27 protein-coding genes and 1 pseudogene are annotated in these 24,420 nt (G+C 72.6%); 19 read left to right on the top strand and 9 right to left on the bottom strand.

The features are described 5' to 3' along the window. The first annotated feature begins 62 nt into the window (after positions 1-62). The 5 genes from AB0C12_RS30645 to AB0C12_RS30625 all read left to right on the top strand — a co-directional run bounded on the left by AB0C12_RS30645 (position 63) and on the right by AB0C12_RS30625 (position 3,490). Complete coding sequence (locus AB0C12_RS30645) at positions 63-1,331, top strand: cation:proton antiporter (protein WP_360553314.1); 1,269 nt, start codon at positions 63-65, stop codon at positions 1,329-1,331. A gap of 157 nt (positions 1,332-1,488) precedes the next feature. Continuing rightward, positions 1,489-2,271: a VOC family protein gene (locus AB0C12_RS30640; RefSeq protein ID WP_360553313.1), complete on the top strand. Its 783-nt coding sequence runs from the start codon at positions 1,489-1,491 to the stop codon at positions 2,269-2,271. Between the two features lie 36 nt (positions 2,272-2,307). After that, complete coding sequence (locus AB0C12_RS30635; protein WP_360553312.1) at positions 2,308-2,517, top strand: DUF3072 domain-containing protein; 210 nt, start codon at positions 2,308-2,310, stop codon at positions 2,515-2,517. Between the two features lie 105 nt (positions 2,518-2,622). Continuing rightward, on the top strand, positions 2,623-2,859 hold the full coding sequence (locus tag AB0C12_RS30630; RefSeq protein ID WP_023560874.1) for a hypothetical protein: 237 nt from the start codon (positions 2,623-2,625) through the stop codon (positions 2,857-2,859). A 1-nt stretch (position 2,860) separates the two neighbouring features. Next, positions 2,861-3,490, top strand: a complete 630-nt coding sequence (locus tag AB0C12_RS30625; RefSeq protein ID WP_360553311.1) for a Clp protease N-terminal domain-containing protein — start codon at positions 2,861-2,863, stop codon at positions 3,488-3,490. A 242-nt stretch (positions 3,491-3,732) separates the two neighbouring features. Here the strand turns inward: AB0C12_RS30625 and AB0C12_RS30620 are convergent, their stop codons facing one another. After that, positions 3,733-4,866, bottom strand: coding sequence for a hypothetical protein (locus tag AB0C12_RS30620; RefSeq protein WP_360553310.1), 1,134 nt, complete (start codon positions 4,864-4,866; stop codon positions 3,733-3,735). A gap of 209 nt (positions 4,867-5,075) precedes the next feature. Between AB0C12_RS30620 and AB0C12_RS30615 the strand changes: the two genes are divergently transcribed. After that, positions 5,076-5,498 (top strand): hypothetical protein, encoded by a 423-nt coding sequence (locus AB0C12_RS30615; RefSeq protein WP_360553309.1) that lies wholly within the window; start codon positions 5,076-5,078, stop codon positions 5,496-5,498. On the opposite strand, the gene AB0C12_RS30610 is transcribed toward AB0C12_RS30615, so the two are convergent. After that, on the bottom strand, positions 5,486-6,016 hold the full coding sequence (locus AB0C12_RS30610) for a GNAT family N-acetyltransferase (RefSeq protein WP_360553308.1): 531 nt from the start codon (positions 6,014-6,016) through the stop codon (positions 5,486-5,488). The genes AB0C12_RS30615 and AB0C12_RS30610 overlap by 13 nt on opposite strands. A 17-nt stretch (positions 6,017-6,033) precedes the next feature. Between AB0C12_RS30610 and AB0C12_RS30605 the strand changes: the two genes are divergently transcribed. Further along, positions 6,034-6,759 carry a class I SAM-dependent methyltransferase gene (locus tag AB0C12_RS30605; protein WP_360553307.1) on the top strand — a complete coding sequence of 242 codons (726 nt, stop codon included), beginning with the start codon at positions 6,034-6,036 and terminating at the stop codon, positions 6,757-6,759. Here the strand turns inward: AB0C12_RS30605 and AB0C12_RS30600 are convergent. Further along, complete coding sequence (locus tag AB0C12_RS30600; protein ID WP_360553306.1) at positions 6,742-7,923, bottom strand: ROK family protein; 1,182 nt, start codon at positions 7,921-7,923, stop codon at positions 6,742-6,744. The genes AB0C12_RS30605 and AB0C12_RS30600 overlap by 18 nt on opposite strands. A 51-nt stretch (positions 7,924-7,974) precedes the next feature. Here AB0C12_RS30600 and AB0C12_RS30595 point away from each other — a divergent pair, with 51 nt between their 5' ends. The 4 genes from AB0C12_RS30595 to AB0C12_RS30580 all read left to right on the top strand — a co-directional run bounded on the left by AB0C12_RS30595 (position 7,975) and on the right by AB0C12_RS30580 (position 11,399). After that, the gene (locus AB0C12_RS30595) at positions 7,975-8,598 is read left to right on the top strand and encodes an HAD-IA family hydrolase (protein ID WP_360553305.1); all 624 of its coding nucleotides are present in this window, start codon (positions 7,975-7,977) and stop codon (positions 8,596-8,598) included. A gap of 220 nt (positions 8,599-8,818) precedes the next feature. After that, positions 8,819-9,895 carry a hypothetical protein gene (locus AB0C12_RS30590; RefSeq protein WP_360553304.1) on the top strand — a complete coding sequence of 359 codons (1,077 nt, stop codon included), beginning with the start codon at positions 8,819-8,821 and terminating at the stop codon, positions 9,893-9,895. Between the two features lie 56 nt (positions 9,896-9,951). Continuing rightward, positions 9,952-10,416 (top strand): MarR family transcriptional regulator, encoded by a 465-nt coding sequence (locus AB0C12_RS30585; RefSeq protein WP_360553303.1) that lies wholly within the window; start codon positions 9,952-9,954, stop codon positions 10,414-10,416. Between the two features lie 11 nt (positions 10,417-10,427). Then, the gene (locus AB0C12_RS30580; RefSeq protein WP_360553302.1) at positions 10,428-11,399 is read left to right on the top strand and encodes a pirin family protein; all 972 of its coding nucleotides are present in this window, start codon (positions 10,428-10,430) and stop codon (positions 11,397-11,399) included. 251 nt (positions 11,400-11,650) lie between these two features. On the opposite strand, the gene AB0C12_RS30575 is transcribed toward AB0C12_RS30580, so the two are convergent. Continuing rightward, a complete protein-coding gene (locus tag AB0C12_RS30575; protein WP_360553301.1) occupies positions 11,651-12,349 on the bottom strand; it encodes a G5 domain-containing protein in 699 nt (232 codons plus the stop codon). A 53-nt stretch (positions 12,350-12,402) separates the two neighbouring features. After that, positions 12,403-13,017 carry an NAD(P)H-binding protein gene (locus tag AB0C12_RS30570; RefSeq protein ID WP_360553300.1) on the bottom strand — a complete coding sequence of 205 codons (615 nt, stop codon included), beginning with the start codon at positions 13,015-13,017 and terminating at the stop codon, positions 12,403-12,405. Between the two features lie 94 nt (positions 13,018-13,111). Here AB0C12_RS30570 and AB0C12_RS30565 point away from each other — a divergent pair, with 94 nt between their 5' ends. Continuing rightward, positions 13,112-13,498 carry a helix-turn-helix domain-containing protein gene (locus AB0C12_RS30565; protein ID WP_360553299.1) on the top strand — a complete coding sequence of 129 codons (387 nt, stop codon included), beginning with the start codon at positions 13,112-13,114 and terminating at the stop codon, positions 13,496-13,498. A 110-nt stretch (positions 13,499-13,608) separates the two neighbouring features. After that, positions 13,609-14,420, top strand: a pseudogene (locus AB0C12_RS30560) (IS481 family transposase). 55 nt (positions 14,421-14,475) lie between these two features. Here AB0C12_RS30560 and AB0C12_RS30555 read toward each other — a convergent pair. Together AB0C12_RS30555 and AB0C12_RS30550 are read right to left on the bottom strand one after the other, a co-directional pair. After that, entirely contained in the window at positions 14,476-15,849 is a 1,374-nt protein-coding gene (locus AB0C12_RS30555) for a hypothetical protein (protein ID WP_360553298.1), read from the bottom strand. Between the two features lie 79 nt (positions 15,850-15,928). After that, positions 15,929-16,057 carry a hypothetical protein gene (locus AB0C12_RS30550; RefSeq protein WP_360553297.1) on the bottom strand — a complete coding sequence of 43 codons (129 nt, stop codon included), beginning with the start codon at positions 16,055-16,057 and terminating at the stop codon, positions 15,929-15,931. Between the two features lie 100 nt (positions 16,058-16,157). On the opposite strand from AB0C12_RS30550, the gene AB0C12_RS30545 reads away from it, so the two are divergent. The 6 genes from AB0C12_RS30545 (at position 16,158) to AB0C12_RS30520 (ending at position 22,131) form a co-directional block, all read left to right on the top strand. Further along, positions 16,158-17,735, top strand: coding sequence for a phospholipase D-like domain-containing protein (locus AB0C12_RS30545; RefSeq protein WP_360553296.1), 1,578 nt, complete (start codon positions 16,158-16,160; stop codon positions 17,733-17,735). A gap of 70 nt (positions 17,736-17,805) precedes the next feature. After that, on the top strand, positions 17,806-19,113 hold the full coding sequence (locus AB0C12_RS30540; protein WP_360553295.1) for a sensor domain-containing protein: 1,308 nt from the start codon (positions 17,806-17,808) through the stop codon (positions 19,111-19,113). After that, positions 19,101-19,754 (top strand): response regulator transcription factor, encoded by a 654-nt coding sequence (locus AB0C12_RS30535; protein ID WP_360553294.1) that lies wholly within the window; start codon positions 19,101-19,103, stop codon positions 19,752-19,754. Before AB0C12_RS30540 ends, AB0C12_RS30535 begins: the two co-directional genes overlap by 13 nt. Positions 19,755-19,805: 51 nt before the next feature. Next, positions 19,806-20,591, top strand: a complete 786-nt coding sequence (locus AB0C12_RS30530) for an ATP-binding cassette domain-containing protein (RefSeq protein ID WP_360553293.1) — start codon at positions 19,806-19,808, stop codon at positions 20,589-20,591. Then, a complete protein-coding gene (locus tag AB0C12_RS30525) occupies positions 20,588-21,349 on the top strand; it encodes an ABC transporter permease (RefSeq protein ID WP_360553292.1) in 762 nt (253 codons plus the stop codon). The genes AB0C12_RS30530 and AB0C12_RS30525 overlap by 4 nt, the downstream gene beginning before the upstream one ends. Before the next feature lie 14 nt (positions 21,350-21,363). Further along, the gene (locus AB0C12_RS30520) at positions 21,364-22,131 is read left to right on the top strand and encodes a MerR family transcriptional regulator (RefSeq protein WP_360553291.1); all 768 of its coding nucleotides are present in this window, start codon (positions 21,364-21,366) and stop codon (positions 22,129-22,131) included. Here AB0C12_RS30520 and AB0C12_RS30515 read toward each other — a convergent pair. Both AB0C12_RS30515 and AB0C12_RS30510 read right to left on the bottom strand, forming a co-directional pair. Then, positions 22,128-23,240: a methyltransferase domain-containing protein gene (locus AB0C12_RS30515; RefSeq protein WP_360553290.1), complete on the bottom strand. Its 1,113-nt coding sequence runs from the start codon at positions 23,238-23,240 to the stop codon at positions 22,128-22,130. The two genes, AB0C12_RS30520 and AB0C12_RS30515, sit on opposite strands and share 4 nt — an antisense overlap. Then, a complete protein-coding gene (locus AB0C12_RS30510) occupies positions 23,233-24,408 on the bottom strand; it encodes an aminoglycoside phosphotransferase family protein (RefSeq protein ID WP_360553289.1) in 1,176 nt (391 codons plus the stop codon). Before AB0C12_RS30510 ends, AB0C12_RS30515 begins: the two co-directional genes overlap by 8 nt. Positions 24,409-24,420: the final 12 nt, after the last annotated feature.

Genomic DNA, 24,420 nt, shown 5'->3' with positions numbered 1-24,420 from the left:
GCGGTGCCGACAATCACCCCGCCGACCGCATGTTTTACCCGCGCTACGGGCAGTGCAGAGCGGTGCAGCTGTCCGACCTTCTCTTCGCCCTGCTCGGTGTGGGCGCCCTGCTGGCCGGAATCCTGCCTCGGGTCCTCGAACGCCGTCCCCTGTCCATGCCGATCGTCTTCCTCGCCCTCGGAATGGTGGTCTTCGCCCTTCCGCTCGGGCTACCGACCGCCGATCCGCTCGCCCATCCGAAACTCACCGAGCATCTCACCGAGGTGTGCGTGATCGTCGCCCTGATGGGCGCCGGTCTCAAGATCGACCGGCCGCTGACCGGGCGCCGGTGGTCGTCGACGTGGCGGCTGCTGGCCGTCGCCATGCCGGTCACCATCGCGACGGTCGCCCTGTTCGGCTGGTGGTGGGCCGGGCTGGTGCCGGCCACCGCCCTGCTGCTCGGCGCGGCCCTGGCCCCGACCGACCCGGTGCTGGCCGCGGACGTCCAGGTCGGCGAGCCGACCGACGAGGAGGATTCCGAGGACGAGGTGCGGTTCGCGCTGACGTCGGAGGCGGGCCTCAACGACGGGCTGGCCTTCCCCTTCGTGTACGCGGCCATCGCCCTGGCCACGGTCGCCGTCACCGGGGAGGGCTGGGTCGGCGAGTGGGTCCTCAAGGACGTGTTCTACAAGATCCTCATCGGTGTCGCCGGTGGCCTGCTCATCGGCAAGTCGCTGGGCCGGCTCTTCTTCCGGGCCCGCAACCGCAACCTGCGCCTGGCCCATCACGCCGAGGGTTTCCTGGCGCTGGCCGCGACGTTCCTGGCCTACGGGCTCGTCGAGGTCGCCGGTGGCTACGGCTTCCTGGCCGTCTTCATCGCCGCCCGCGGGATCCGCTCGGCGCAACGGTCGCACGAGTACCACCAGGTGCTGCACGACTTCGCGGAGCAGATCGAGCGGCTGCTCACCGTGCTCCTGCTCCTGCTCCTCGGGGGCGCCGTGGTCGGCGGCCTGCTCGGCTCGCTCACCTGGCCCGCCGCCCTGGCCGGGCTGGCTCTGATCTTCGTGGTCCGGCCGGTGGCCGGCTTCCTGTCGCTGCACGGAGGGCCGGGGCACGCGGCCGAGCACGCGGTCATCGCGGCGTTCGGCATCCGCGGCATCGGCTCCTTCTACTATCTCGCGTACGCGATGACCCACGCCACGTTCCCCGACGTGGATGTCGTATGGGCGACAGTGGGCTTCGTCGTGGTCGTGAGCGTGGTGTTGCACGGCGTGGCGGTCACGCCCGTGATGCGGCTTCTGGACCGATACAACGAACGGTCCCGGACGCCCGAGGAGCGACACGCTCAGTAATCACCGTAACTATGAGTAATCTGCATGCCGCGAAGTCGTAGTTCTTTTAGGACATTGAACCCGGGCATAGTGGCAGAGCGTATTCATGGCTGTAAGGTGATCGGCATCTCCCCCCGGGCCGAGATTCCACGATGGAACGACAGGAAAGGTGCGGCCGATGCGTATTCGGGGCTTTGCGCCGGCGACACCCTGCTGGGTCGAACTGGCGAGTGCTGATCCCGCCCGCGCGGCGGACTTCTACGCCGGGCTGTTCGGCTGGGAACCCGCCGGTGACCGCTTCAAGCTCGGTGGCCGGGCCGCGGCCGGGCTGACCCGCGCCCGCGCCGACCGGCCCGCCGGCTGGCTCACCTACCTGACCGAGCACAATCTCGAAGCGTCGATCACCCGGGTCCGCGAGGCCGGTGGCCGGCTGGTCAGCGAGCCGATCGAGGCCCGCGGCGGACGCTCGGCGCTGATCGCCGATCCGGCCGGCGCCCTGCTGGGCCTCTGGGAGAGCGCGGGCTTCACCGGCGCCCAGGTCGGCGGCGAGCCGGGCACGATGACCTTCCCGGAGCTGCTCACCGACGACGCGGAGGCCGCGGCCCGGTTCTACGGCCAGGCGTTCGGCTGGCTGCTGCGCGACGAGTACGGCAGCGACGGCACCCGCGGCGAGTGGATCACCACGGCCCACGACGCGATGGCCGGCCTGGCTCCGAGCCGGGGCGGCAGCTGGTGGCGGGCGGCGTTCCAGGTGGCCGACTGCTCGGCGACCATGCGGGCGTGCCGCGACCTCGGCGGCGACGTCATCTCCGGCCCGACCGACATGGGTTTCGGCAGCTACGCCGAGCTGCTGGACCCGTGGGGCGTGCCGTTCGCGGTGGCGGCCCCGGCGGCCCTGCCGGTGGAGCTCAGCATGTCGTTCACCCCTACGGCAGGCATGGAGTTGACATTCGGGGGGTAGTAGCACGCCTGTTCGAGAATTCGAGGAGGCAAGGCCATGGCGAATACCGACCAGGATCCGGCGTCGAACACGATCAAGGATCCGGCCGACTGGACCACCGGTGACGAACCGGCGACCGGCGCCCAGCAGTCGTACCTGCACACGTTGGCCTCGGAGGCCCACGAGGACGTGCCGGAGGACCTGACGAAGGCCGAGGCGTCCCAGCGCATCGACGAGCTCCAGGAGAAGACCGGCCGCGGCCAGTAGGCCACCGCCACCAGAAAGGCGCCGGGCAGTCCGCCCGGCTCCTTTTCTGCACCCTGCGTGTCAACCAAGGTTGACAGAGACGTCGTGTCAACGTAAGTTGACAGCATGACCGAAGCAACCGATCTCGCCGCCGCCGCCGGCAGCGCCGATCCTCGGGTCGGCCTGCGGGCGGTCGTGGCGCTGCGCCGCCTCCTGGAGGGCCTGGAGCACCTCCAGGTGGCCAACGCGCGACGCAAGGGCTGGTCCTGGCAGGAGATCGCGGACGCCCTCGAGGTGACCCGCCAGGGCGTTCACAAGAAGCACGCCGGTCGCGTGCCCATGCAGGATCCACGGGAGGGCTGAGATGTTCGAGCGATTCACCCACGCCGCACGTGACGCCGTGATGCGGGCCCAGGCCGAGGCCCGGGAGCTGCGGCAGAGCCCGATCGGCACCCAGCACGTGCTGATCGCCCTGCTCGCGGACGCCACCGGCCCGGTCGCCGCAGCCGGCGCGCTGACCACCAAGGGGGTCGACGCCCGGTTCGTCCGGGCCGAGGCCCAGCGTCTGGTGGGGCCCGGCCCCGAGCCGAGCGTCCCGGTCAGCGACACCGACGCCGAGGACGCGGCGGCCCTGAAGGCGATCGGCATCGACCTGGACGCGGTCCGCCGGGCGATCGAGGAGAACTTCGGCCCCGGCGCGCTGCGGCTGCCGCTGGCCACGGCCCCGAAGCGCCGGGGTCTGCTGCGCCGCGCCCGTCCGCGCACCCGCACCAGCGGGCACATCCCGTTCTCGCCGCGGAGCAAGAAGGTGCTCGAACTCTCCCTGCGCGAGGCGCTCCGGCTCAAGCACAACTTCATCGCGCCGGAGCACATCATGCTCGGCATCCTGCGCGAAGGTCAGGGGCTGGCGGTGCAGATCCTCAGCGGTGCCGGCGTGGACCAGGAACGGCTCCGCGAGGAGGTCACCCGTTCCCTGAAGAACCAGGCCGCCTGACGGCTCACCATCGCGGCGCGGGAGGTCCGGGCGCACCGGGCCAGCGGCCGGGCGACGGCCAGACAGCACGGTACGGCGGGTGGGGCGGCACCGGTCCGGATCTCATCGGCTCCGGCGCGTTACCCGCGGCCGCCCGCCACCCGCCGGAGCAACCGGCCGGCGCTGCCCAGCGGCAGGAGAGCGGGGTCGACGTGGATGGAGCACAGCCGCTCACCCGGCCACCCCCCAAGCCGTTCGGCCGGTCATCGGCGGGTGTACCAGACGGTCGCCCGGGTGGGCTGGAACGGGTCGACGGCGGTGAGCCCCACCGCGAGGCCCCGGTCGTTGAGATCGTTGCCCTGGCTGGTCTCCCGGCCGAGCGCATCGAGCTCCAGCGTCGCGCCCCGCCGCCAGACCACTCCCCGGGTGGCGCTGGTCCCGGTCCGGGACCCGACCACGTCGCCCCGCTCGTTGATCGCACTGCCCCAGGTCTGCGCCTGCGTCCCGGCGGCCGCGTCCAGGTCGGTCATGACGCCGTTCTCCCAGCGGAAGGCCCGCTCGGAGCTGGTCGCACTCGCAGCGGTCCCGGTGATCTGGCCCCGGTTGTTGATGTCGCTGGCCCGCGACTCGGCCCCGCCGAGCGTGCCCAGGTCGGTCATCCGGCCGTTGCGCCACCGGAAGGCGTGGGTGTCGCCGGTGGCGGTGGTGGCGAAGCCGACGACCTCACCCCGGTCGTTGAGATCGGTCACGGTGACCCGGTCGCCGCCGAGCGTGCCGAGGTCGGTGACCACCCCGCGGTCCCAGAAATACGCCCGGCTGGAGAAGGTCTCGTCGGAGACGTGATGCGCGGCGATCTGGCCCCGGGCGTTCACGACCATCCCGCCGGTGAAGCCGCTCGGGATGCCGGTGTCGGTCAGCACGCCCGCCCGCCAGTGGAACACGTGCTCGGTGCCGTCGGGCAGTGTGCTGCGGCCGGCCACGTCACCGTTGGCGCCGACCGAGCGGGCGTTGCTGGTCGGCCCGCCGAGCGTGCCGAGGTCGACCATCCGGCCGTGCCGCCACCGGAACGCGTGCGTGGCGCCGTCGGGCCGGTCACTGTCACCCACCACGTCACCGGCGTCGTTGAGATCGAACGCGCCGGTGAACGCGCCGCCCAGCCCGCCGATGTCGGTGTAGCGGCCACCCTGCCAGATGGTGCCGCTGAGGAAGAGCAGCACCTGGTCGCGGTTGTTCACCCGCCAGGCCAGGGTGGCCTCCCCGCCGGGCGGCACGATGTCGATGCCGGGCACCACGCGGCTGGGTGGAGCGGCGGTCGCCGGGCCGGCCGTGGCCGCGAGCACCAGGCACGCGACGGGCAGGATGCAGACTGTCAAGCGGCGCGCGATCGAACCGGCCATGACCCCACCTTCCGGTGACCCGCCACCGGCGCTACCGGCGGCCCGGACTGCCACCAGAGCACACATCCCATCCACAGGCAACGACATTGCGCCAACCCGACTCCGGCAGCTGCCCGGCGGTGCGCCGGTGACCGAGGTCCCCCGACTGAAAGGGGGCGCGCCTGGGTAGAGACACCCCGCTGATCGGCTGTTCGACGCGCGGAGGAAACGTGAACTATCGGGTCGAATACAACGGCGAGGATCTCGAGCTCGCCACCCTGGATGCCGCGCTGGACAACGCCAAGCAGGCCATCGCCGCCGATATCGGGCCGGTCAGCGGGTGGACCGTCGAGCACGACGAGTCGATCAACGACTGGTTCGTGCAGGGGGTGATCAACGGTGAGGCGGTCGGGGCGACCGCGGTCATCACCGGTCCCGAGCCGACGATGACCGCGCAGACCTACCCGCGGCACGCGCCGGCGCACAGCGACGATCTCGCCCGGCGGCGGGTGTTCACCGGATCGACGCCGGCCGACGCGCTCGGCATGGCGGCGAACTGGCTGGCCGGCCGCCCGGAGGTCGTCGCCGTCGACGACCTGGGCTGGCGTCAGAATCGCGACGGTTACGAGCTGCGGGTCTACTACCGCAGCTGACCCAGCGCGGCGTAGAGCAGGCGGTCGCGCCACGCGCCGCGGATCAGGAAGTGGTCGCGCAGGCGGCCCTCGCGGGTCATGCCGATCTTCTCCAGCACCCGGACCGAGCCGGCGTTCTCCGGATCGCAGGTCGCGGTGATCCGGTGCAGGCCGCCGCCGGTCAGGCCGAAGTCGAGGACCGCGCGCGCCGCCTCGGTCGCGTACCCCTGGCCCTGGGCCGCCGGGGCGATCAGATAGCCCATCGTGCCGCGCCGGTGCTCCGGGCTCTCGATGTGCAGCTCGGCCGAGCCGATGAGCGCCTGGTCCGCCCGGCGCACCACCGCGAACTTCCAGGTCCGGCGCGGCGTCTCGGTCTCCGAGGCCAGGGCGTAGGTGAGGAAGACGCCGGTCTCCTCCGGCGTGTTCGGACCCCAGTCCATCCACCGCACGACCTGCGGGTCGCCGGCGATCACGTGCAGCGCCGCGTGGTCGTCGGCGCGGAACGGGCGCAGCAGCAGCCGCGCGGTGCTGAGCTCCATCGCGCGATTATCGCCCGGTGGCCGCGTTCAGCGCAGCGCGTAAGGCCTGGACCGGCCGTCCCCGCGGCTGGCTGAATGAGGTGATGACGCGCGCCGCCTACGACGAGATCGCCGACTGGTACGAGTCCGAGTTCATCCGCCCGCAGTCCGGTGCGGACGATCCACTGGGCGTGCACGACGCACTGCGCGAGCTGCTCGGCCCCGGCACCGGTCTCTGCCTGGAGATCGGCTGCGGGACGGGCGTGTACGCCGCGGCGGTCCGCCGGCTGGGCCGTACGCCCATCGGTGTCGATCTCTCCGCCGGCATGCTGCGGCACGCCGCCGGCCGGCTCCCGGTCGCGCGGGGCGACGCCACCCGGCTGCCGTTCGCCGACGCCTCGGTGCCCGCGGTCATTGCGATGATGGTGCACACCGACATGCCCGGCTACCCGGCCGTGCTGCACGAAGTCCGCCGGGTGCTCGCGCCCGGCGGCGTCTTCGTGCACGTCGGCGTGCACCCGTGCTTCTGCGGCGCGTTCGCCGACCGCGCCGACCCGGCCGCCACCGTCATCCGCCCCGGCTACCGCGAGCGCGGCTACAGCCGGGACTCCTGGACCAGCCAGGGGGTGCGCGACAAGGTCGGCGCGATGCACTTCCCGCTGGCCGAGCTGCTCGGCGCGTTCGTCGCCGCCGGGCTGACCGCGGACGGGTTCGTCGAGGGTGGCGAGCCGACGCCGATCACCTTCTCAGTGCGGGCCCGCTGACCACTCGGCCAGCGCGGTCTCGCTGGTGACGTGGTCCAGCGCGAGGATCGCCGCGCCGTGCAGCGCGCCGTCGTCGCCGTGCACCGCGTCGACCACCGGCGGCGGCTGTCCACGATGGAACGCCATGAGCCCGTCGGTGTAGGCGCTGTCGAAGACGTCCGGGGCGGCCGCGCGCAGCGGAGCGGCGAGCCCGCCGAGCGTGACCATGTCCGGGTCGTGCACGTTGACCAGGCCGCCGATGCCCGCGCCGAGCGCGCCCGCGACAGCCGCCAGGGCCCGGCGGGTGGCCGGGTCGCGCGGCGAGCGGTCCAGGACCTGCCGGGCGAACCCGCGGGGGTCGGCCGGGGCGGGCACGCCGAGGTGCCGGGCCAGGGCGCGGCCGTCGATCTCGAGATCCCAGCAGCCGCGCGCCCCGCACGGACAGGGCAAGGACCGGTTCCCGTACGGCTGATGGCCGTACTCACCCGCAGCACCGTGCGCACCGGTCGATGGTTGCCCGTCCACCGTGAAGGCCCCACCGATGCCGACCTCGACCATCAGGTGCAACGCCGCCCGCGCCCCCACCGCGGCCCCGGTGCGGGCCTCGGCGAGCCCGGCGAGCGTGGCGTCGTTGCCGGGCAGCAGCGGGACGGTGCCACCGGCGGTGAGCGCGGTCAGGTCCACGTCCCGCCAGCCCAGCGTCGCGGACTGGGCGAGCCGGCCGTCGTGGATCGACCCGACGACGGCGAGGGCGATGGCGCGCAGCCGGTGCCCGTAGCGGTCGCGCACAGCGTCGATCACCCGGCGGATCTCCACGAGCACGGTCGCCGGATCCCGGCTGACGTGCCGCGAGCCGGTGACGTCGCGCAGCTCCCCGTCGACGCCGGCCACCGCGTACCGCCAGTCGGCCATCCGGAGGTCGATCGCCAGCACGACCGGCCCGCCGGGGTGGGCGCCGAGCACGGTGGTCGGCCGGCCCCGGCCCTGCGGCGGCGCGGGCGTCTCGGCGAGCAGGCTCAGCGCCCGCAACCGGCCGGTGAGCTCGGTGGCCAGGCCGCTGGTGAGCTGCAGGTCGTGGGCCAGGGCGGCGCGGGTGGACCCCGGGTGCAGCCGCAGCCAGGCGAGCACCTGGGACGCCGTGTGCCAGCGGGTCTCCTGGGCGCGGCGACGAACGGGACTTGCCATGACGGGGGTTCACCACCTTATGCTCGTACGACGAGGATAATGGAGGACGGCGTGGACCTGACCATCATCGAGGCGGTGCTCTTCGACATGGACGGCACCCTGGTCGATTCCGACGCGGCCGTCGAACGCGCCTGGCGGGTGTGGGCGGCGGAGTACGCCGTGGACCCGGCCGCCGTCCTGGCTGTCGCACACGGGGCCCCGGCCGAGCGTACGGTCCGGCTGGTCCGTCCCGACCTCACCGGGACCGGCGTCGCCGAGGCCGCGGCCCGCCAGCTGACGTTGCAGTACGACGACCTGTCCGACGTCGTGGCCACACCCGGCGCACCCGAACTGCTGGCGGCACTGCGCCTGCCGTGGGCCATCGTGACCAGCGCGGACGTCCGGCTGGCCAAGGCCCGGCTGGGCGCGGCCGGCATCGCGGCGCCGCTGCTGGTCACGGTCGAGGACGTCCGGGCCGGCAAGCCGGACCCGGAGGGCTACCTGCGGGCCGCGGAGCTGCTGGGCGTCGCGCCGGAGCACTGCCTGGTGGTCGAGGACGCGGAGGTCGGCGTGGCGGCGGGCCGCGCCGCCGGCGCTCAAGTGGCCGCCCTCAAGGGCGTCGACGCCGACCTGCCCATCCCCGATCTGGGCGCGCTCACCCGGCTCCTGGCCGCCGCCGGCCAAACGCACGCCTGATCAGGCCACCGCCCGGCCAGGCCACCACCCAGGCCAGGCCGCGCCGAACCGGGCCACCGCCCGGACCGGGCCACCACCCGTCCAGCCCCCGCCCGGCCAGGCCCTGCCGGACCGGGCCACCACCCGGCCAGCCACCGTCGGAGCCGTTTTCCTCGGCCGGGCTCGCCCTCTCCCCGCGCGCCGGTGACCGCATCACCCGAGCCGGCCAGGAAGTGGTCACATGGACAGCAATGTCAGGCAGGCCGGGATCGCGCAGGCGGCGCTCGGCTACGCGATCACCGCGCTCGGCGCGTGTCTCGTGCTGCTGGCCGGCGACTTCGGCGTATCCCCGGAGGCACTGGCCTGGCTGCCCGCCACCTTCGGCTTCGGCCTGCTCACGATGGCCCCGGCCGGACCGCTGCTGCTGCGGAGCAGCCCGCGTCCGGCCCTGGTCGGTGGCTCGCTGGCCGTCGCGGGCGGATCGACTCTGCTCGCCCTCGCACCCGTCCCCGGCGTGGCGGTCGCCGGCGCCCTGCTGCTGGGCGCGGGCGGAGCGGCGTTCGCCCTGGTCACCCCGGCGCTGCTGGCCGGGGCCCAGGCGGCCGTGCAGCTCACGAAGGTCAACGCCGCGTCCAGCACCGCCTCGGTCCTCGCCCCGGCGGCGATCGGCGGCCTCAACGCCACCGGTGTCGTCAGCGGGCGGCTGGCGCTGCTGGCCGTCGTACCCCCGCTGCTCTTTCTGGCCGTGACCGCCCGACCGACCGCGACCGGATCCGGGCCGCCTCCGGGTGCCCGACCCGCGGCCGGCGCGGTGTCGCGGCGCTGGGGCGTCGTGGTGCTGGCCGTGTCGGTCGAATTCTGCTTCACCATCTGGGCCGTGGCCCGGCTCGCCGCCGCGGGTCTGACGCCCGGAACCGCCGCCGCGCTCGGCACGGCCTTCCCGATCGGCATGGCGCTCGGCCGGCTGGCCGGTCCGGCCCTGATCCGCCGGATCCCGGTGGTGCCGATCGGCGCCGCGGTCACCGCGGCGGGCGCCATCGTGGTCGTCGTCGCCGGCGGCGCGGCCGCGATCACCGCGGGTCTGGTGGTGGCCGGGGCGGGCGTGGCGACCCTCTACCCGGTGGCCCTGGCCGGGCTGGTCGCGACACCCCGGTTGAGCGCCGCGCACGCCGCGTCCTTGGGCGCGCTCGCTTCGGGTACGGCGATCCTGGCGGCCCCGGCGGCGCTGGCCCGACTGGCCGACGTGGTGGATCTGCGGCTCGCCTTCCTGATCACACTGCCGCTGCTGGCCGCCCTGCTGCTGTTGCGCCGCCAGTGACGATCGACACCGCCGTACCCCTGTTATTTCAGATTTGAAGGAGTATGGTTCTGGGCATGACCGAACCGCTCAGCGCCACCCAGCAGGCCGCCTGGCGCGCCTTCGTGGAGAGCAGCTGGGCGCTGCACAACCGCCTCGAGGACGATCTGCGGGCCGGCACCGGCCTGAGCATGGCGGACTACCACGTGCTGGTCGTGCTCTCCGAGGCGCCGGAGCACCGGCTCCGGATGGGTGAGCTGGCCGGCCGCCTGGTCTTCTCGCCCAGCCGGTGCACCTACCAGATCACCACGATGGTCAAGCGCGGCCTGGTCCGGAAGCAGAGCTGCTCCGACGACGGCCGCGGCCAGGAGGCCGTGCTGACCGACGCCGGGCTGGCCGCGCTGACCGCCGCCGCGCCGCTGCATCTCGCCACCGTGCGGGAGACGTTCATCGACGACCTCGACGATGCCGAGCTCGCCACCATCACCCGCGTCTTCGGACGCCTGGGCCCCCGACTGCGCACGCAGCCGGTCGCAGTCTGAGGGAGAAGATCATGCCAGCGATCACCGTCGACGACGTCCTGGTCCTGCCGCGCCTGCCGCGGCTCGACCCGGCCACCACCAGCTACCGGCCGGTGCGCCGGCTGACCACCGCCCCGTCCGGCTTCGAGGGCGAGGGCTTCCCGGTCCGGCGTGCCTTCGCGGGCGTACCGGTGAACGAGCTCGACCCGTTCATCCACCTCGACCAGATGGGCGAGGTCGACTACGCGCCGGGCGAGCCCAAGGGCACTCCGTGGCACCCGCACCGCGGCTTCGAGACCGTCACCTACATGATCGACGGCACCATGGACCACCAGGACTCCCTCGGTGGCGGCGGCACGATCACCAACGGCGACACCCAGTGGATGACCGCGGGTGGCGGCATCCTGCACATCGAGGCCCCGCCGGAGAAGCTGGTGACCAGCGGCGGGCTCTTCCACGGCCTGCAGCTGTGGGTCAACCTGCCCCGCGCGGCCAAGATGATCGCCCCGAAGTACCAGGACATCCGCGGCCGCGAGTCGGCCCTGCTGACCACTCCCGACGGCGGCAGCCTGATCCGCGTGATCGCCGGCGAGGTCGCCGGGCACGCCGGCCCGGGCTCGACGTTCACCCCGATCAACCTGGCCCACGTCACCCTGCAGCCGGGCGCCCAGCTCGACCTGCCCTGGCAGCCGGACTACAACGCCCTGGTCTACGTGCTGGCCGGCCGCGGCACGGTCGGCGTGGAGCAGCGCCCGATCCAGATCGGCCAGCTGGCCTCCCACGGCGCCGGCGACTCGATCCGGGTGAGCGCGGACCAGACCCAGGACAGCAACATCCCGGCGATGGAGCTGTTCATCATGGGTGGCCGGCCGATCCGCGAGCCGGTGGCGCACTACGGGCCGTTCGTGATGAACACCCGCGAGGAGCTCATGCAGGCGTTCGAGGACTACCAGAAGGGCCGCCTGGGAGTGATCCCGGCGGAGCGCCTGCCGCACACGAGCTGACAGCGGGCGTCCGGCTCAGCGGGGCGACGAGCAGCGGCCCAGCCACTGCTCGGCGCCCCAGGCTTCGAACCGCTCGACCTCCACGAACCCCAGCTTCGCGGCGAACCACACCGAGGCGACGTTGGCGGTCCGGCTGTGAGCACGATCGGCCTCTCCCGCGGTAGGCGAGCGGCGGTGGCTTGTCGCCATCCGGAGCAGGACCCGGCCGATGTCCCGGAGACGGGTCTCGGATCCTGCAACCCGCGCACGGCTCAGTCGCAACCGAAGCCGTCGTTGTCCCGGTCCAGGTCGTAGATGTCGGTGCCGATGACCTTGACTACGCCGTCGACATAGGACGGGCCGTTGCCGCTGCCACCGGCGCAGTCCACATCGCTGTCGACCGGCACGCAGCCGCCGCTGTAGTTCGGGTCGCAGTCGGGCTCGCTCCGGGTCCCGATCACTGTCACCTTGGTCACGGGCTTCTTGGTGACGACGGACTTGATGAGCCGCTTGCCGGACTGCACGCCGTCGGTCACGGTGATCTCGTAGGTCAGCGTTCTGACTCCGGCGACGCCGCGTACCCGGGTTTCGGTCGTTCCTTCCGGCAGCGAGGAATCCTTGACCCTGCGGGTCTTGAACGCGATCTTCTGTGTCTCGCGCACCGTCCGCTTCTGCACTACGGGAGCCGCACTGGTCGCGCTGGTCTCACTGGGCAATGCAGGCGGGGCACTCGCCGCGACCGTTGCAGCGGCCGCCGACGGCACGGCGGCCGCCCGTTCCGGCTGCTCATTCGCCGGGCGGGCGTCTGCCGCCTGCTTGATCTCCGGAGTGTCGATGGCTGCGCCGATGACCGCGAGCCCGGACAGTCCACCGCAGCACAGCAGGACGACAACGCCCACAATGGCGCCGGCCCGGGCGAGCGGACTCATCCGGGTCCACAACCGCAGCAGCGGATTTTGTTGGTATGTCACCGCCTCACCCTGCCGGACTCCTATGTGACCGGCATCACCCATTCATCTGCTCCTCAGCCGGTGACGGACGAGGGGGCCTCCTCCACAAGCCGGCCGACTCCGATGTGCTCCCGATGGTGGCTCGGCTGCTCGACCTCGTCGATCAGCGCGATCGCCAGGTCGGCATAGGAGATCCGCGACCCGGCGTCCGCGGGCATCACCCGGTAGCCGCCGAGGCGCGGACCGCCGTGGTCGAAGTCGCCGGCCGGGCTGACCACCACCCAGTCCCCGTGGAGAGCGGCGACCCCGGCCGCATGGGCAAGGTAGAAGTCACGCCACTCCTGCGGATAGCCGTCGGTGTCCATCAGCAGGGTGCCGTCGGCCGTGGGCAGCACGCTGGCCAGTCCGACCACGACGATCCGTCCCGCCCCGGCGGTGGACAAGGACTTAGCCGCTCGTACGAAGAAGTCCGGCCCACTCTGATAGACCGCGCTGATCACCGCGTCGGCGCCGTCGGCGTGGGCTGCGGCGTCCAGCACGTCGCCCGCGACGACCCGCGCCTCCGGCGGACCCGAATAGCGCGAGACGTCCCGGACGACCGCGGTCACGTCATGGCCGCGGCCCACGGCCTCGGCCACAGCGGTACGCCCGGCCCGGCCGCCCGCCCCGAAGATCACGATTCTGCTCATGCCGGGACGCTATTCCGATCCCTGATGTCCGCCCGGATACGAAGGTCCGCTTGGGTATCCCCCGGGATACCGGCCGGGCCGTTACCGTGGACCGATGCGTGCGCCGCTCGAGCCGGACATGTTCGACCCGGTCTGCCCGACGACTCTCACCCCGATCCGCTTCGGGGACAAGTGGGCGGGCATGATCCTCCGCTGCCTGGAGGGCGGGCCGCGACGCTTCTCGGAGCTACGGGTGCCGCTGCCAGGGGTCACCGCACGGACCCTCACCCGCTCACTGCGCGGCCTCGAACGTGACGGTCTCGTCTGCCGGGCCGAGGGTCAGGGCTACGCGCTGACGCCGCTGGGCGTCAGCATGCTGGAGCCGATGAACGCCGCCTGCGCCTGGGCCCGCGAGCACTGGGACGAGCTCATCGATGCCCGCGAAGCCGGCTTCGGCCTGGACGCCCATACCCCGCACCAGCAAACGCACCGGCCCGGCTAGCTGTACTGACCACAGACGTTGTTGATGTTCGGCGTGGTGTCTTGATCGAAAGGGAGACCTCCGGAAGGAGTGGCGGTGCTTGACGTCGCCGTTTCGATCCGGAGGTCTCGGTGGGACGCGCCGAGGGTCCGGCCGGTCTGGTGGACCGCTCGTCGCGACCGCATCGCCTGGCCCGGTTGACCTCCTCGGAGGTGACGGCGCGGATCGTGGCGGCGCGGATCGGCGAGCATGCCGGTCCGGTGCGGCTGGCGGGCCTTCTGGGGCTGACGGCGTCGACCATCGGTGCGGTGATCCGCCGGGCCGGACTACCGCGGCTGGTCGATGTCGACCGGCTCACCGGTGAGTTGGTGCGCAACCGCCGGCACAGCGAACGCCGCTACGAACGCGCGTGTCCGGGCGAGTTGCTGCACGTGGACGTGAAGAAGCCCGGCCGGGTGCCCGACGGTGGTGGCTGGCGGCTGCACGGGCGCAGTGAGCAGGTCCGCGGCCGTAGTAACGGGTTTGACTATGTCCACGTCGCAGTCGATGACCACACCCGGCTGGCCTACGCCGAGGTCCTGCCTGACGAGCGCGTCGCCGCCTGCGCAGGATTCCTGACCCGCGCCACGGCCTGGTTCGCCGAACACGGCGTGGTCGTGCAGCGGGTCCTGACCGACAACGCCAAGAGCTACCGCATCGGCCGGGGCTGGATCACCGCTTGCGAGCAGCTGGGTATCGGCCTCCGGTTCATCCAACCCGGCAGACCCTGGACCAACGGCAAAGCCGAACGCTTCAACCGCACTCTGCAAACCGAATGGGCCTATGCCCGCGCCTGGGCCAGCAACGCACCCACGCCCTGGACACCTGGCTGGAGTACTACAACACTGCCCGCAGCCACTCAGCCCTCGGAGGACGCCCACCGATCAGCCGCCTCACCGCCTAGAACAACGTGTCGTGTCGCAACAGCTAGCGCGGGCCGGCAGGGCCGGGAGCGCCGGTCAGTTCGGGAAGGACTTCGGGTCGACGTCGCTGGTCGAGGCGTTGCCGCCGATCACCGGGGTCAGGGTGATCGTCCAGATCGAGGCCGAGAACGACGTCGTGCTGAACTTGAACGTGTCGTCGAACTTGCTGAATGAGCAGTCCCGGGTGAAACCCTTCCTGCCCTTGTCCCAGTCCTCGCCCGACGCCGTGTAGACGCGGTACGTGCCGTCGCGCACGCCCTTCGCCGTGAAGGTGCCGCCGCCTCGGACGTACACGGTCAGGACCGGCTTGGGCTTCTTGCCCTTGGCCGGGACCAGGCTGACCGTGGTGTCGTCCGCGCCGTTCTTGATCTTCAGGTGGCCGGAGCCGCCGGTGCTCGTGCGGGTGATGAACGTGCCGTTCTTGAGGCGGCGCTTGCTTTCCTTGGGCGCCGCCGGCAGGAACGTGCCGAACTTGAACGCCGGGTCCGCGGCCGCCAGCTTCTTCGCGTCCTCGCGGATGCCGTCGGCCCAGCCGGACTGCAGGACCGTCGCCCACGGGGAGGCGGCCGGGCATTCCTGCTTGGCCGAGGCCGACTCGTCGACCATGTCGCCGAGGCTCTGCAGCTCCAGGGTCAGCTGGCCGTGCGCGGCCGCCGCGGCGGCGGGTGGCTGGACGGCGCGCAGCTTGTCGGCCTCGGCGCGGATCGTGGTCACGGCCGCCGGCGCCGCCTTGGCGAAGGCCGCGCTGTCGGCGGTGGCGAGCTTGCGGAAGCTTGTGCCGATCGCCGTGTCGGAGGCCGCCAGCACCTGGGCGTACTGCTCCGGGGCGAGCGGGGTGGTGGACTTCGGGCCCGTGCTGCCGGCGGTCGCGGCCACGCCGTTGCGGCTGCCGGCCTGCGGGCTGTCGTCGTCGCCCCCGCTGAAGACGCGGACGATGCCGCAGCAGCCCAGGGCGAGCAGCACGACGAGGCTGCCGCCGATCACGGCGTTGCGCTTGTTGTTACGCGGCGCGGCCTGCGGCGGCCCGGCGAAAGCCTGGGGCTGGCCGGGGAAGGGCTGGGGCTGGCCGGGAAAGGGCTGGCCGGGGAACGGCTGACCCGGGAAGGGCTGGCCGGGATGAGGCTGGCCGGGGTAGGGCTGGCCGGGCGGCGGCGGGTAACCCGGACCGGCCGCGGGAGCACCCGGGTAGGGCTGCGGCGGCGGGAACGGTGACGACACCCGGATGGTCACGGCGACGTTGCCGGCGGTCGGGCTCTGCACCCAGACCACCGCCCCGTCGACGGTGCCGGGGGGCACCACCACGTTGAGCGGGCCGTGCGTCGGCGACCAGACGGTCCGGCTGGTCCCTGCTGCCGCCTCCGCCTGCGGGACCTCGATGACTGCGCTGCTGTACCCCGGATCCCCCGTCATGCCGACGAGTATGGGCCAGGCGCGCCAACCGGCGCTGCCCCATATCCGTCACATGCCACAACGGTTCGGTATCGGCAGCTCAGGACATCAGCAGCATCGCGCCCACGCCGGCGAGCACCAGCAGCAGCATGGCGATGAGCAGGCCACGCTCCGAGGCGGCGGCCGCGTCGGCCGGGGTGGCGGTCGTGGTCAGAGGCTCAGTGGTCATGGAGTGTTTCCCGTCTCACTCGGGGACGCGTGCTTCAGCGTGCGTTCCGCCGTCCAGGGGCCTACGGTGAGGGCGTCGTCGACCTCGGAAGGGCTGCCCCGTGCCACTGGAGGACTGGTTCCTGACCGCGGACGAGCGTGGCAACCCGGACTCCGACATACCCACCTGGTGCACGGGAAACACCGCCGAACCGCTTATTCACGGAAGAACGTATTTCGACCGGCTGGTGGACGAGGTGGAAGCGCTGCGTGAGGGCGACCACCTGTTCTTCACCGACTGGCGGGGTGACCCGGACGAGCGGATGCGTGACGACGGGCCGACCATCGCCGAGCTGTTCGCCGCGGCCGCCAAGCGCGGTGTGGTGGTCAAGGGCCTGCTCTGGCGCTCGCACGTCGACAAGCTGGCGTACAGCGAGGAGGAGAACCGCAGCCTCGGTGACGACATCGCCGCCGCGGGCGGTGAGGTGCTGCTCGACCAGCGGGTACGCCGCGGCGGCTCGCACCACCAGAAGCTGGTGATCATCCGTCACCCGGACGAGCCGGAGCGGGACATCGCCTTCGCCGGGGGCATCGACCTGTGCCACAGCCGCCGCGACGACGCCGACCACCACGGTGACCCGCAGCCGATCGCGATGGCCAAGGCGTACGGCAAGAACCCGCCCTGGCACGACGTCCAGCTGGCCCTGCGCGGCCCGGTGGTCGGCGCGCTCGATCTGACCTTCCGTGAGCGCTGGACCGACAAGGTGCCGCTGGACCAGCACGGCCCGATCTCCACGATCGAGGACAAGCTGCGCGGCGCCGATCTGCACGCCGACGAGCTCCCGCCACAGCCGCCGGATCCGCCCGAGTGCGGTCCCTACGACATCCAGGTGTTGCGCACCTATCCGGCGATGCGCCCGCCGTACGGCTTCGCCCGGCTGGGTGAGCAGAGCATCGCCCGGGGCTACACCAAAGCCATCAAACGGGCCCGCCGGCTGATCTACCTCGAGGACCAGTACCTGTGGTCCAAGGAGGTCGCCCAGCTGTTCGCGGACGCGCTCAACGACAACGAGAATCTGCACCTGGTCGCGGTCGTCCCCCGGCACCCGGACGTGGACGGCCGGTTCGCCCTGCCGCCCAACCAGGTCGGCCGCGAGGAGGCCATCGAGCTGTGCCGCAAGGCCGCCCCGGACCGGGTGCACGTCTTCGACGTGGAGAACCACGCGGGCACCCCGGTCTACGTGCACGCCAAGGTGTGCGTGGCCGACGACGTCTGGGCCAGCACGGGCAGTGACAACTTCAACCGTCGTTCGTGGACCCACGACAGTGAGCTGTCGTGCGCGGTGCTGGACAACACCCGTGACGAGCGGGAGCCGCTGGATCCGGCCGGTCAGGGTGAGGGCGCCCGCCGGTACGCACGTGACCTGCGGCTCGCCCTCATGCGTGAGCACCTGGACCGCACCGACGACGACGGGCTGATCGACCCGGACGACGCGGTGCGCACGATCAGCGCCGCCGCCGACGCGTTGCGGGACTGGCATGCGAACGGCGAGCGGGGCCCCCGTCCCCCGGGCCGGCTGGTGCCCCACGAGACCGAGCGCCTGCCCTGGTGGCAGCGGTTGTGGGCCGTCCCGGCGTACCGGCTCATCTATGACCCGGACGGACGGCCGTGGCGGGCCCGCCGGGCCGGCACCTGGTAGTGCCAGGCATACCCCGGGTGTAGCCGTGGACGGCTGGGAACGACCCCGCGGCGGTCATTACCGTGACGCTGTGTCAACAATCGAGACTCCCTGGCAAGCCCTCCGCAGCCGTCACTACCTGCTCTCGTCCGGCCCGTGGCGCGCGATCCTCTACGGATTGACCACCCTGCCCCTCGCCGGCGTCGTCGGCGTCGGGCTCGGCACGCTCATCCTGCCCTGGCTGGCCGCCGGCCTGCGGTTCAACGACGGCCGGGTGATCGACGGCCCGCTGCTGTTCGTGATGGTCACCGCCCTGGCGATGTTCGCCGGGGCGGGACCGCTGGTCGCGATCCCGCTCGCCGCGATCGAACGGGGCCGGCTGGCCCTGATCGACCAGCGGCCCGTGCAGTCGGCCCACCGGCCGCTGCGCACGGACCCGATCACCTGGCTCCGGGTCCGCTACACCGAGGCGGCCACCTGGCGCGAGGTCCTCTACGGCGCCTTCCTGGGCCTGATCGTCCCGGTCGTCTACGGCATGTACGCCTTCCTCGCCCTGATCGACTTCGCGTTCCTGGTGAGTCCGTTGTTCGCCGCCTCCGGCACGGACAGCTGGCAGTTCGGTGTGTTCCGGGTCAGCACCCTCGGGCAGGCGATCCCGCTGGCGATCGTCGGGCTGCTGCTGATCCCGGTGCTGATCTATCTGCTCGGCCTGATCGCCGCCGGTCAGGCCGCCACGGCCCGGGCGCTGCTGGGCGACCGGGACGGCACGGCGTTGCGGGCGGTGGCCCAGTCGCGGGCCCGGCTGGCGGACGCGTTCGAGGCGGAGCGGCGGCGCATCGAGCGGGATCTGCACGACGGCGCCCAGCACCGGCTCACGAGCCTCACCCTGCAGCTCGGCATGGCCCGGCTGGACGTGCCCGCGGACTCGCCGGCCGCGGCGCCGCTGGCCCAGGCCCACGACGAGGCCAAGGAGCTGATGGTGGTGCTGCGGGAGCTGATCCACGGCATCCGGCCACAGTCGCTGGCCGATCTGGGTCTGCCCGCGGCGCTGCGGGAGCTGACGGTCCGCTCGCCGCTGCCGGTCACGGTCACGGTCGCCGAGGGCTTGCACCGTCCGGCTCCGCACCTGGAGAGCACGGCCTACTTCGCGGCCTCGGAAGCCCTGGCCAACGTGGTGAAGCACGCCGCGGCGAGCCGCGCCGATCTGCTGCTCGCGCAGGCGGGCGACATGCTGGTCCTGGAGGTACGCGATGACGGGCACGGTGGCGCCGACCCCGCCCACGGCACCGGGCTGACCGGGCTCGCGGACCGGGTGGCCGCCGTCGGTGGCCGCCTGCTGCTGGCCAGTCCCGCGGGTGGTCCTACCCTGATCCGGGTGGAGCTTCCGTGGCAGAGCTGATCCGGGTGGTGCTGGCCGAGGACGGTGTGCTGCTGCGCGAGGGCCTGGTCGGGGTGCTGTCCCGGTTCGGCTGCGCGGTGGTGGCGGCGGTCGGTGACGGCCCCGGGCTGCTCGCGGCGGCCGCCGAGCACCGGCCCGACCTGGTGATCACCGACATCCGGATGCCACCGACCTTCGCCGACGAGGGCCTGCGGGCGGCGGTCACTCTGCGCCGGGAGCAGCCGGGCCTGGCGGTCGTCGTGCTGAGCCAGTACGTGCAGGAGGAGTATGCGGCCGCGCTGCTCGACACCGGTGACGGCCGGCGGGTCGGTTACCTGCTCAAGGACCGCGTCGTCGACGTGCAGGAGTTCATGACCTCGCTGCAGACGGTGGTCGGCGGCGGCACGGTGGTGGATCCCGAGGTCGTCCGCCGGTTGCTGCGCCGGCCCAAGGACCCGCTGGCCGCGCTGTCCCCCCGCGAGCGGGAGGTCCTGGGGCTGGTCGCCGAGGGCCACTCGAACTCGGCGATCGCGGCCCGGCTGTTCGTGACCGAGGCGGCCGTCGGCAAGCACGTGGGCAGCATCCTGGCCAAGCTGGATCTGCCGCCGGCCGAGGACACCAACCGCCGGGTGCTGGCGGTCCTGGCCTATCTGCGCGCCTGATCCGCGAAACGCTTGACCCTGACGCTGCGTCAACCCTGGACCCTGGGCGCCATGAGCACCTCACCCATGAACGAGCCCGCGATCCGGCTGCGGGGCCTGGAGAAGTCGTACAAGGAGCTGCGCGTGCTGCGCGGCGTGGACCTCGACGTGGCGCGGGGCAGCATCTTCGCGCTGCTCGGCTCGAACGGGGCCGGCAAGACCACGGTGGTGCGGATCCTCTCCACCCTGCTCAAGACCGACGCCGGCAGCGCGACGGTCAACGGGTTCGACGTCGCGACCCAGGGCGGCGACGTCCGCCGGTCGATCAGCCTGACCGGGCAGTTCGCCGCGGTCGACGAGATCCTCACCGGCCGGGAGAACCTCGTCCTGGTCGCCCGGCTGCGGCACCTCAGGAATCCGGGGACGATCGCGGACGACCTGCTGGCGCGGTTCTCGCTGACCGAGGCGGGCGCCCGGCGGGTGGGCACGTACTCCGGGGGCATGCGCCGCCGGCTGGACATCGCGATGAGCCTCATCGGCGACCCGCCGGTGATCTTCCTCGACGAGCCGACCACCGGGCTCGATCCGCAGGCCCGCCTCGAGGTGTGGCAGGCCGTGCGCCAGCTCGCCGCGGGCGGCACGACCGTGCTGCTCACCACCCAGTACCTCGACGAGGCCGAGCAGCTCGCCGACCGGATCGCGATCCTGCACGAGGGCCGGATCATCGTGAACGGCACGCTCGACGAGCTCAAGCGGCTGCTGCCGCCGGCCAAGGTCGAGTACGTCGAGAAGCAGCCCACGCTCGAGGACGTCTTCCTCACTCTGGTCGGCACCGCCACGAAGGGCGAACAGCGATGAACAAGCACTTCTTCGGCGACACCGCCGTCCTGCTGGGCCGTTCGCTGCGCCACATCGTGCGCAGCCCCGACACCATCATCACCACGGTGGTCACGCCGATCGCCATGCTGCTGCTGTTCGTCTACGTACTCGGCGGCGCGATCAACACCGGAACCGCCTCGTACGTGAACTACCTGGTGCCCGGCATCCTGATCATCACGATCGCCTCGGGCATCTCCTACACCGCGTACCGGCTGTTCCAGGATCTGCAGGGCGGCATCTTCGAGCGGTTCCAGTCGATGCCGATCGCCCGGGCCTCCGTGCTGTGGGCCCACGTGCTGACCTCGCTGGTCGCCAACCTGATCTCGCTCGTGGTGGTCCTGCTGGTCGCCCTGGTGATGGGCTTCCGGTCGGGTACGGGGGTGCTGGGCTGGCTCGCGGTCGCCGGCATCCTGGTCCTGTTCACCCTGGCGCTGACCTGGCTCGCCGTGATCCCCGGCCTGACCGCGAGCTCGGTGGACGGCGCCAGCGGGTTCGCCTACCCGCTGATCTTCCTGCCGTTCATCAGCTCGGCCTTCGTGCCCACCGAGTCCATGCCGGGCCCGGTACGCGCCTTCGCCGAGAACCAGCCGGTGACCTCGATCGTCGACACCCTCCGGGCCCTGTTCGCCGAGCAGCCGGTGGGCTCGGACATCTGGACCGCCCTGGCCTGGTGCGTCGGCATCCTGGTCGTGACCGTGGCCTTCGCGATGCGCACCTACCGCCGCCGGATCAGCTGAGCGAGGATCGGACCATGCTCACGATCGGCCAGCTGGCGGCGTACGCCGGCGTCACGGTGCGGGCGGTGCGGCACTATCACCAGATCGGGCTGCTGCCCGAGCCGGAACGGGACGCGTCGGGTTACCGCCGGTACGGCGCGGCGGCAGTCGTGGCCCTCATCAAGATCCGCACTGTCGCGGACGCCGGCGTACCGCTGTCGCAGATCGGGCTGATGCTGCGGGCCGACGCCGACACCCTCGCCGACGCCGTCGAGAAGATCGACAACGACCTGCGCGAGGAGATCGAACGGCTGGAGCGCAGCCGCAAGCGGATCGCCCAGCTCGCGGCCGGGGACAGCCTGGTGCTGTCAGCGGACGTGACCTGCTACCTCGACCGGCTCCGCGAGATCGGGGTGTCCCAGCGGATGCTGGAGGGTGAGCGGGACGGGTGGATCCTGATCGCCGCCCGCTGGCCCGAGTACATCCCCGGGGCCATCGCCGCCAAGCTGACCGAGCTGGAGAATCCGCAGTTCGTCCGCCTCTACCGGGTGCTGTCGGAGGTCGCGGACGGCGACCCCGCCGACGAGTCACGCCTGCCGGAGATCGCCGACATCATGGCCGGGCTGCTGGACCGGGCGTACGCCGCCGGCGAGGGTGATCTCGGCGAGACGTGGCGGGACGAGGTGCCGTTCGACCTGATCGACAATCTGGCCGCGGAGTCCGATCCGCGGGTGCCGCGGCTGGTCGAGCTGATGCGCGAGCGGGGCTGGGACGGCTGGACCCGGCTCAGGCGAACGGACTAGCCGCCGGCGGGCGCGGGACGCAGCGACCACGACGCCGGGGCCCAGATCGGTGCCCCGGGGTCGCCGGTCAGCTCGAGGGTGATCTGCCACGCACGCATCGACGGCCGGCCCGCCGCCTCCCAGCGGTCGATGATCGCGACCGCCTGCTCGCCGTACCCGATCGCCTGGTCTCCCCCGGCCAGGACCGAGCCGTCCGGCAGGATCGCCGCGCCGCCGGTGCCCGGCTCGTCGAGCAGAACCACGCCGCTGACGTCCCGGTCGGGCAGCGCCGCGTGGGTGGCCCGGCTGCTCCACACGCCGGCCGCGTACCAGAGGTCACGGTAGGCGTACGAGCCCAGCGGCGGGTCCCAGCGCGGCGGCGCGAACGGCGCGAACGCGGTCAGCGCGCCGGTCGGCACCGGATGCGGGTGGGAGCGCGGATGGGCGGCGGTCAGCGGGCCGGCGGCGCTCATGAACCCGGACGGGCAGATCACCGTCGCGGTGACCGGGCCCTCCCCGGCACCGTGGACCGCCAGCACCGGGTGCGTGCCGGCGTGCTCGACGGGCACGACGATCGGGCCCGGCCGGGTCTGCGCCAGCCACTGCGGCGAGACCCCGGCGACCCCGACGGTCACGATCGCCCGGTCGAAGGTCTCGCCCGGCGCGCCCGCGTAGCCGTCACCGGTGAGCACCCGTACGCCCTCGACCCCGGCCGCGGCCAGCGCGGCCCGGGCGCGTTCCGCGACGTCGGCCTGCACGTCCACGCTGGTGACCCGGGCACCCAGCGCCGCCAGCAGCGCGGCGTTGTAGCCGGTGCCCGCGCCGACCTCCAGCACCCGGGCGCCGGGCCGCACCTCGAGGCCCTCCAGCATGATCGCCATCAGCGACGGCTGGCTGGACGAGCTGACCGCCACCCGGTCGTCGACCTTGGTGACCAGCACGTCGTCGCGGTAGACGGCGTCGCGGAAACCCGCCGTGCCGGGCCGGGCCCACGAGCCGTCGCGGCGCTGGAAGCCCTCGGCGACGAACAGCTCCCGGGGCACCGCGGCGAACGCGGCGGCCAGCTCGGGCGTCAGCGGGGCGCCGTTGCGACGGAGCTGCTCCACGAAGCGTCGCCGCAGGTCAGTCACCCCACCACCGTACGGCCGCGGCGGCCGCGGCGCTCAGTCGCGCCGGCACGTCGGCCCGGTGGTACGGCCACTCGGCGGGCTCGATCCGGTCCAGGAACTCGGCGTACAGCGCGGCGGAGCGCAGCTCGGCGACCGGCCTGATCAGGTCGAGGGCCCGCTCGGGGTCGGCGCCGGGCACATCCGAGCGCCACCGCTGCGCCCACTCCTGCAGCACCTTGCCGGGCTCCTCCAGCCCCTCGCAGAGCCGCAGGATGTCGTACGCCGGATGGGCGACCGTGGAGTCACCCCAGTCGACGATCACCCGGGTCTCCCCGTCGGCGCGTACGTTGCCGGGATGCAGGTCGCCGTGCACCAAAGTGTCGGGCAGTCCGCAGGCCTCGATCGCGGCGATCCGCCCCGGCAGCGCGTCGAGCACCGCCGCCAGCCCGTCGATCTCGTCCAGGAACGGCTCGGCCACCCGGGCCAGCCGGTCGATGTCGAAGCGCCGGTCGGGCACGCCGGCCGCCAGCAGCTCGGCGACCCGGCCGGCGAAGTGCACCTGGGCCGGGTGCCAGTCCGCGGCGACGGCCGCGCAGAATTCCTCGCCGGCGTCGTACCGGTCCTCGCCGGGCACGTGGGCGAGCAGCATCCGGCCCGGGGCGGCGGACGCCAGCACCGTGGGCACCAGCCCGGGCGCGAAGCCGGCCAGCAGCGCCAGCACGGCGGGCTCGTGCGCGAACATCCGCGGGACCTGCTTGAGCCAGGCCACCGGGGTGCCGGCGGCGTCGAAGTGCCAGATCATGGACAGGTTCCAGGTGCGCTGCTGCACGGGGGTCACGTCGTCGCGGCCGAGCGCGGCCAGCGCCCAGGCCACCGAGGCGGCCGGTCCACCGGGTACGGCGTACGGGGCGCGCAGCGGGTGCGGTGTCAGGTCGGCGTCGGCCGGCGCGAGCGGCACACCGGGCGGCTCGAAGACCTGGGCCAGGTACGTGACGTGGCCGCCGGGCTGGGCCGGACGATCAGCCGTGAGCAGCCGCAACACCTGCACGTCGAGGCCGTGCCGCTCCCGGGTGGCGGCGACCACGTCGGCGGCCTCGGGCCACCAGGGCAGCTCCACCTCGACCGGTGGCAGGGCGCCGAGCATCGCACCGGCGGCATCAACGAGGACAAGCGTCACGGTTCGGCCCACGCCAGGACGGTA

It is taken from the genome of Actinoplanes sp. NPDC048967, from assembly GCF_040649415.1.
Lineage (GTDB): Bacteria > Actinomycetota > Actinomycetes > Mycobacteriales > Micromonosporaceae > Actinoplanes.
The sequence above is the reverse complement of the archived record's forward strand: the minus strand, read 5'-3'. Positions and strand labels throughout refer to the sequence as shown.

Excerpts from the sequence above, each read along its gene's own strand:
- AB0C12_RS30640 (WP_360553313.1), top strand. The coding sequence starts at position 1,489 with ATGCGTATTCGGGGCTTTGCGCCGGCGACACCCTGCTGGGTCGAACTG.
- AB0C12_RS30635 (WP_360553312.1), top strand. The coding sequence starts at position 2,308 with ATGGCGAATACCGACCAGGATCCGGCGTCGAACACGATCAAGGATCCG.
- AB0C12_RS30630 (WP_023560874.1), top strand. The coding sequence starts at position 2,623 with ATGACCGAAGCAACCGATCTCGCCGCCGCCGCCGGCAGCGCCGATCCT.
- AB0C12_RS30625 (WP_360553311.1), top strand. The coding sequence starts at position 2,861 with ATGTTCGAGCGATTCACCCACGCCGCACGTGACGCCGTGATGCGGGCC.
- AB0C12_RS30620 (WP_360553310.1), bottom strand. The coding sequence starts at position 4,866 with ATGGCCGGTTCGATCGCGCGCCGCTTGACAGTCTGCATCCTGCCCGTC.
- AB0C12_RS30610 (WP_360553308.1), bottom strand. The coding sequence starts at position 6,016 with ATGGAGCTCAGCACCGCGCGGCTGCTGCTGCGCCCGTTCCGCGCCGAC.
- AB0C12_RS30600 (WP_360553306.1), bottom strand. The coding sequence starts at position 7,923 with ATGGCAAGTCCCGTTCGTCGCCGCGCCCAGGAGACCCGCTGGCACACG.
- AB0C12_RS30590 (WP_360553304.1), top strand. The coding sequence starts at position 8,819 with ATGGACAGCAATGTCAGGCAGGCCGGGATCGCGCAGGCGGCGCTCGGC.
- AB0C12_RS30585 (WP_360553303.1), top strand. The coding sequence starts at position 9,952 with ATGACCGAACCGCTCAGCGCCACCCAGCAGGCCGCCTGGCGCGCCTTC.
- AB0C12_RS30580 (WP_360553302.1), top strand. The coding sequence starts at position 10,428 with ATGCCAGCGATCACCGTCGACGACGTCCTGGTCCTGCCGCGCCTGCCG.
- AB0C12_RS30570 (WP_360553300.1), bottom strand. The coding sequence starts at position 13,017 with ATGAGCAGAATCGTGATCTTCGGGGCGGGCGGCCGGGCCGGGCGTACC.
- AB0C12_RS30565 (WP_360553299.1), top strand. The coding sequence starts at position 13,112 with ATGCGTGCGCCGCTCGAGCCGGACATGTTCGACCCGGTCTGCCCGACG.
- AB0C12_RS30555 (WP_360553298.1), bottom strand. The coding sequence starts at position 15,849 with ATGACGGGGGATCCGGGGTACAGCAGCGCAGTCATCGAGGTCCCGCAG.
- AB0C12_RS30550 (WP_360553297.1), bottom strand. The coding sequence starts at position 16,057 with ATGACCACTGAGCCTCTGACCACGACCGCCACCCCGGCCGACGCGGCC.
- AB0C12_RS30530 (WP_360553293.1), top strand. The coding sequence starts at position 19,806 with ATGAGCACCTCACCCATGAACGAGCCCGCGATCCGGCTGCGGGGCCTG.
- AB0C12_RS30525 (WP_360553292.1), top strand. The coding sequence starts at position 20,588 with ATGAACAAGCACTTCTTCGGCGACACCGCCGTCCTGCTGGGCCGTTCG.
- AB0C12_RS30520 (WP_360553291.1), top strand. The coding sequence starts at position 21,364 with ATGCTCACGATCGGCCAGCTGGCGGCGTACGCCGGCGTCACGGTGCGG.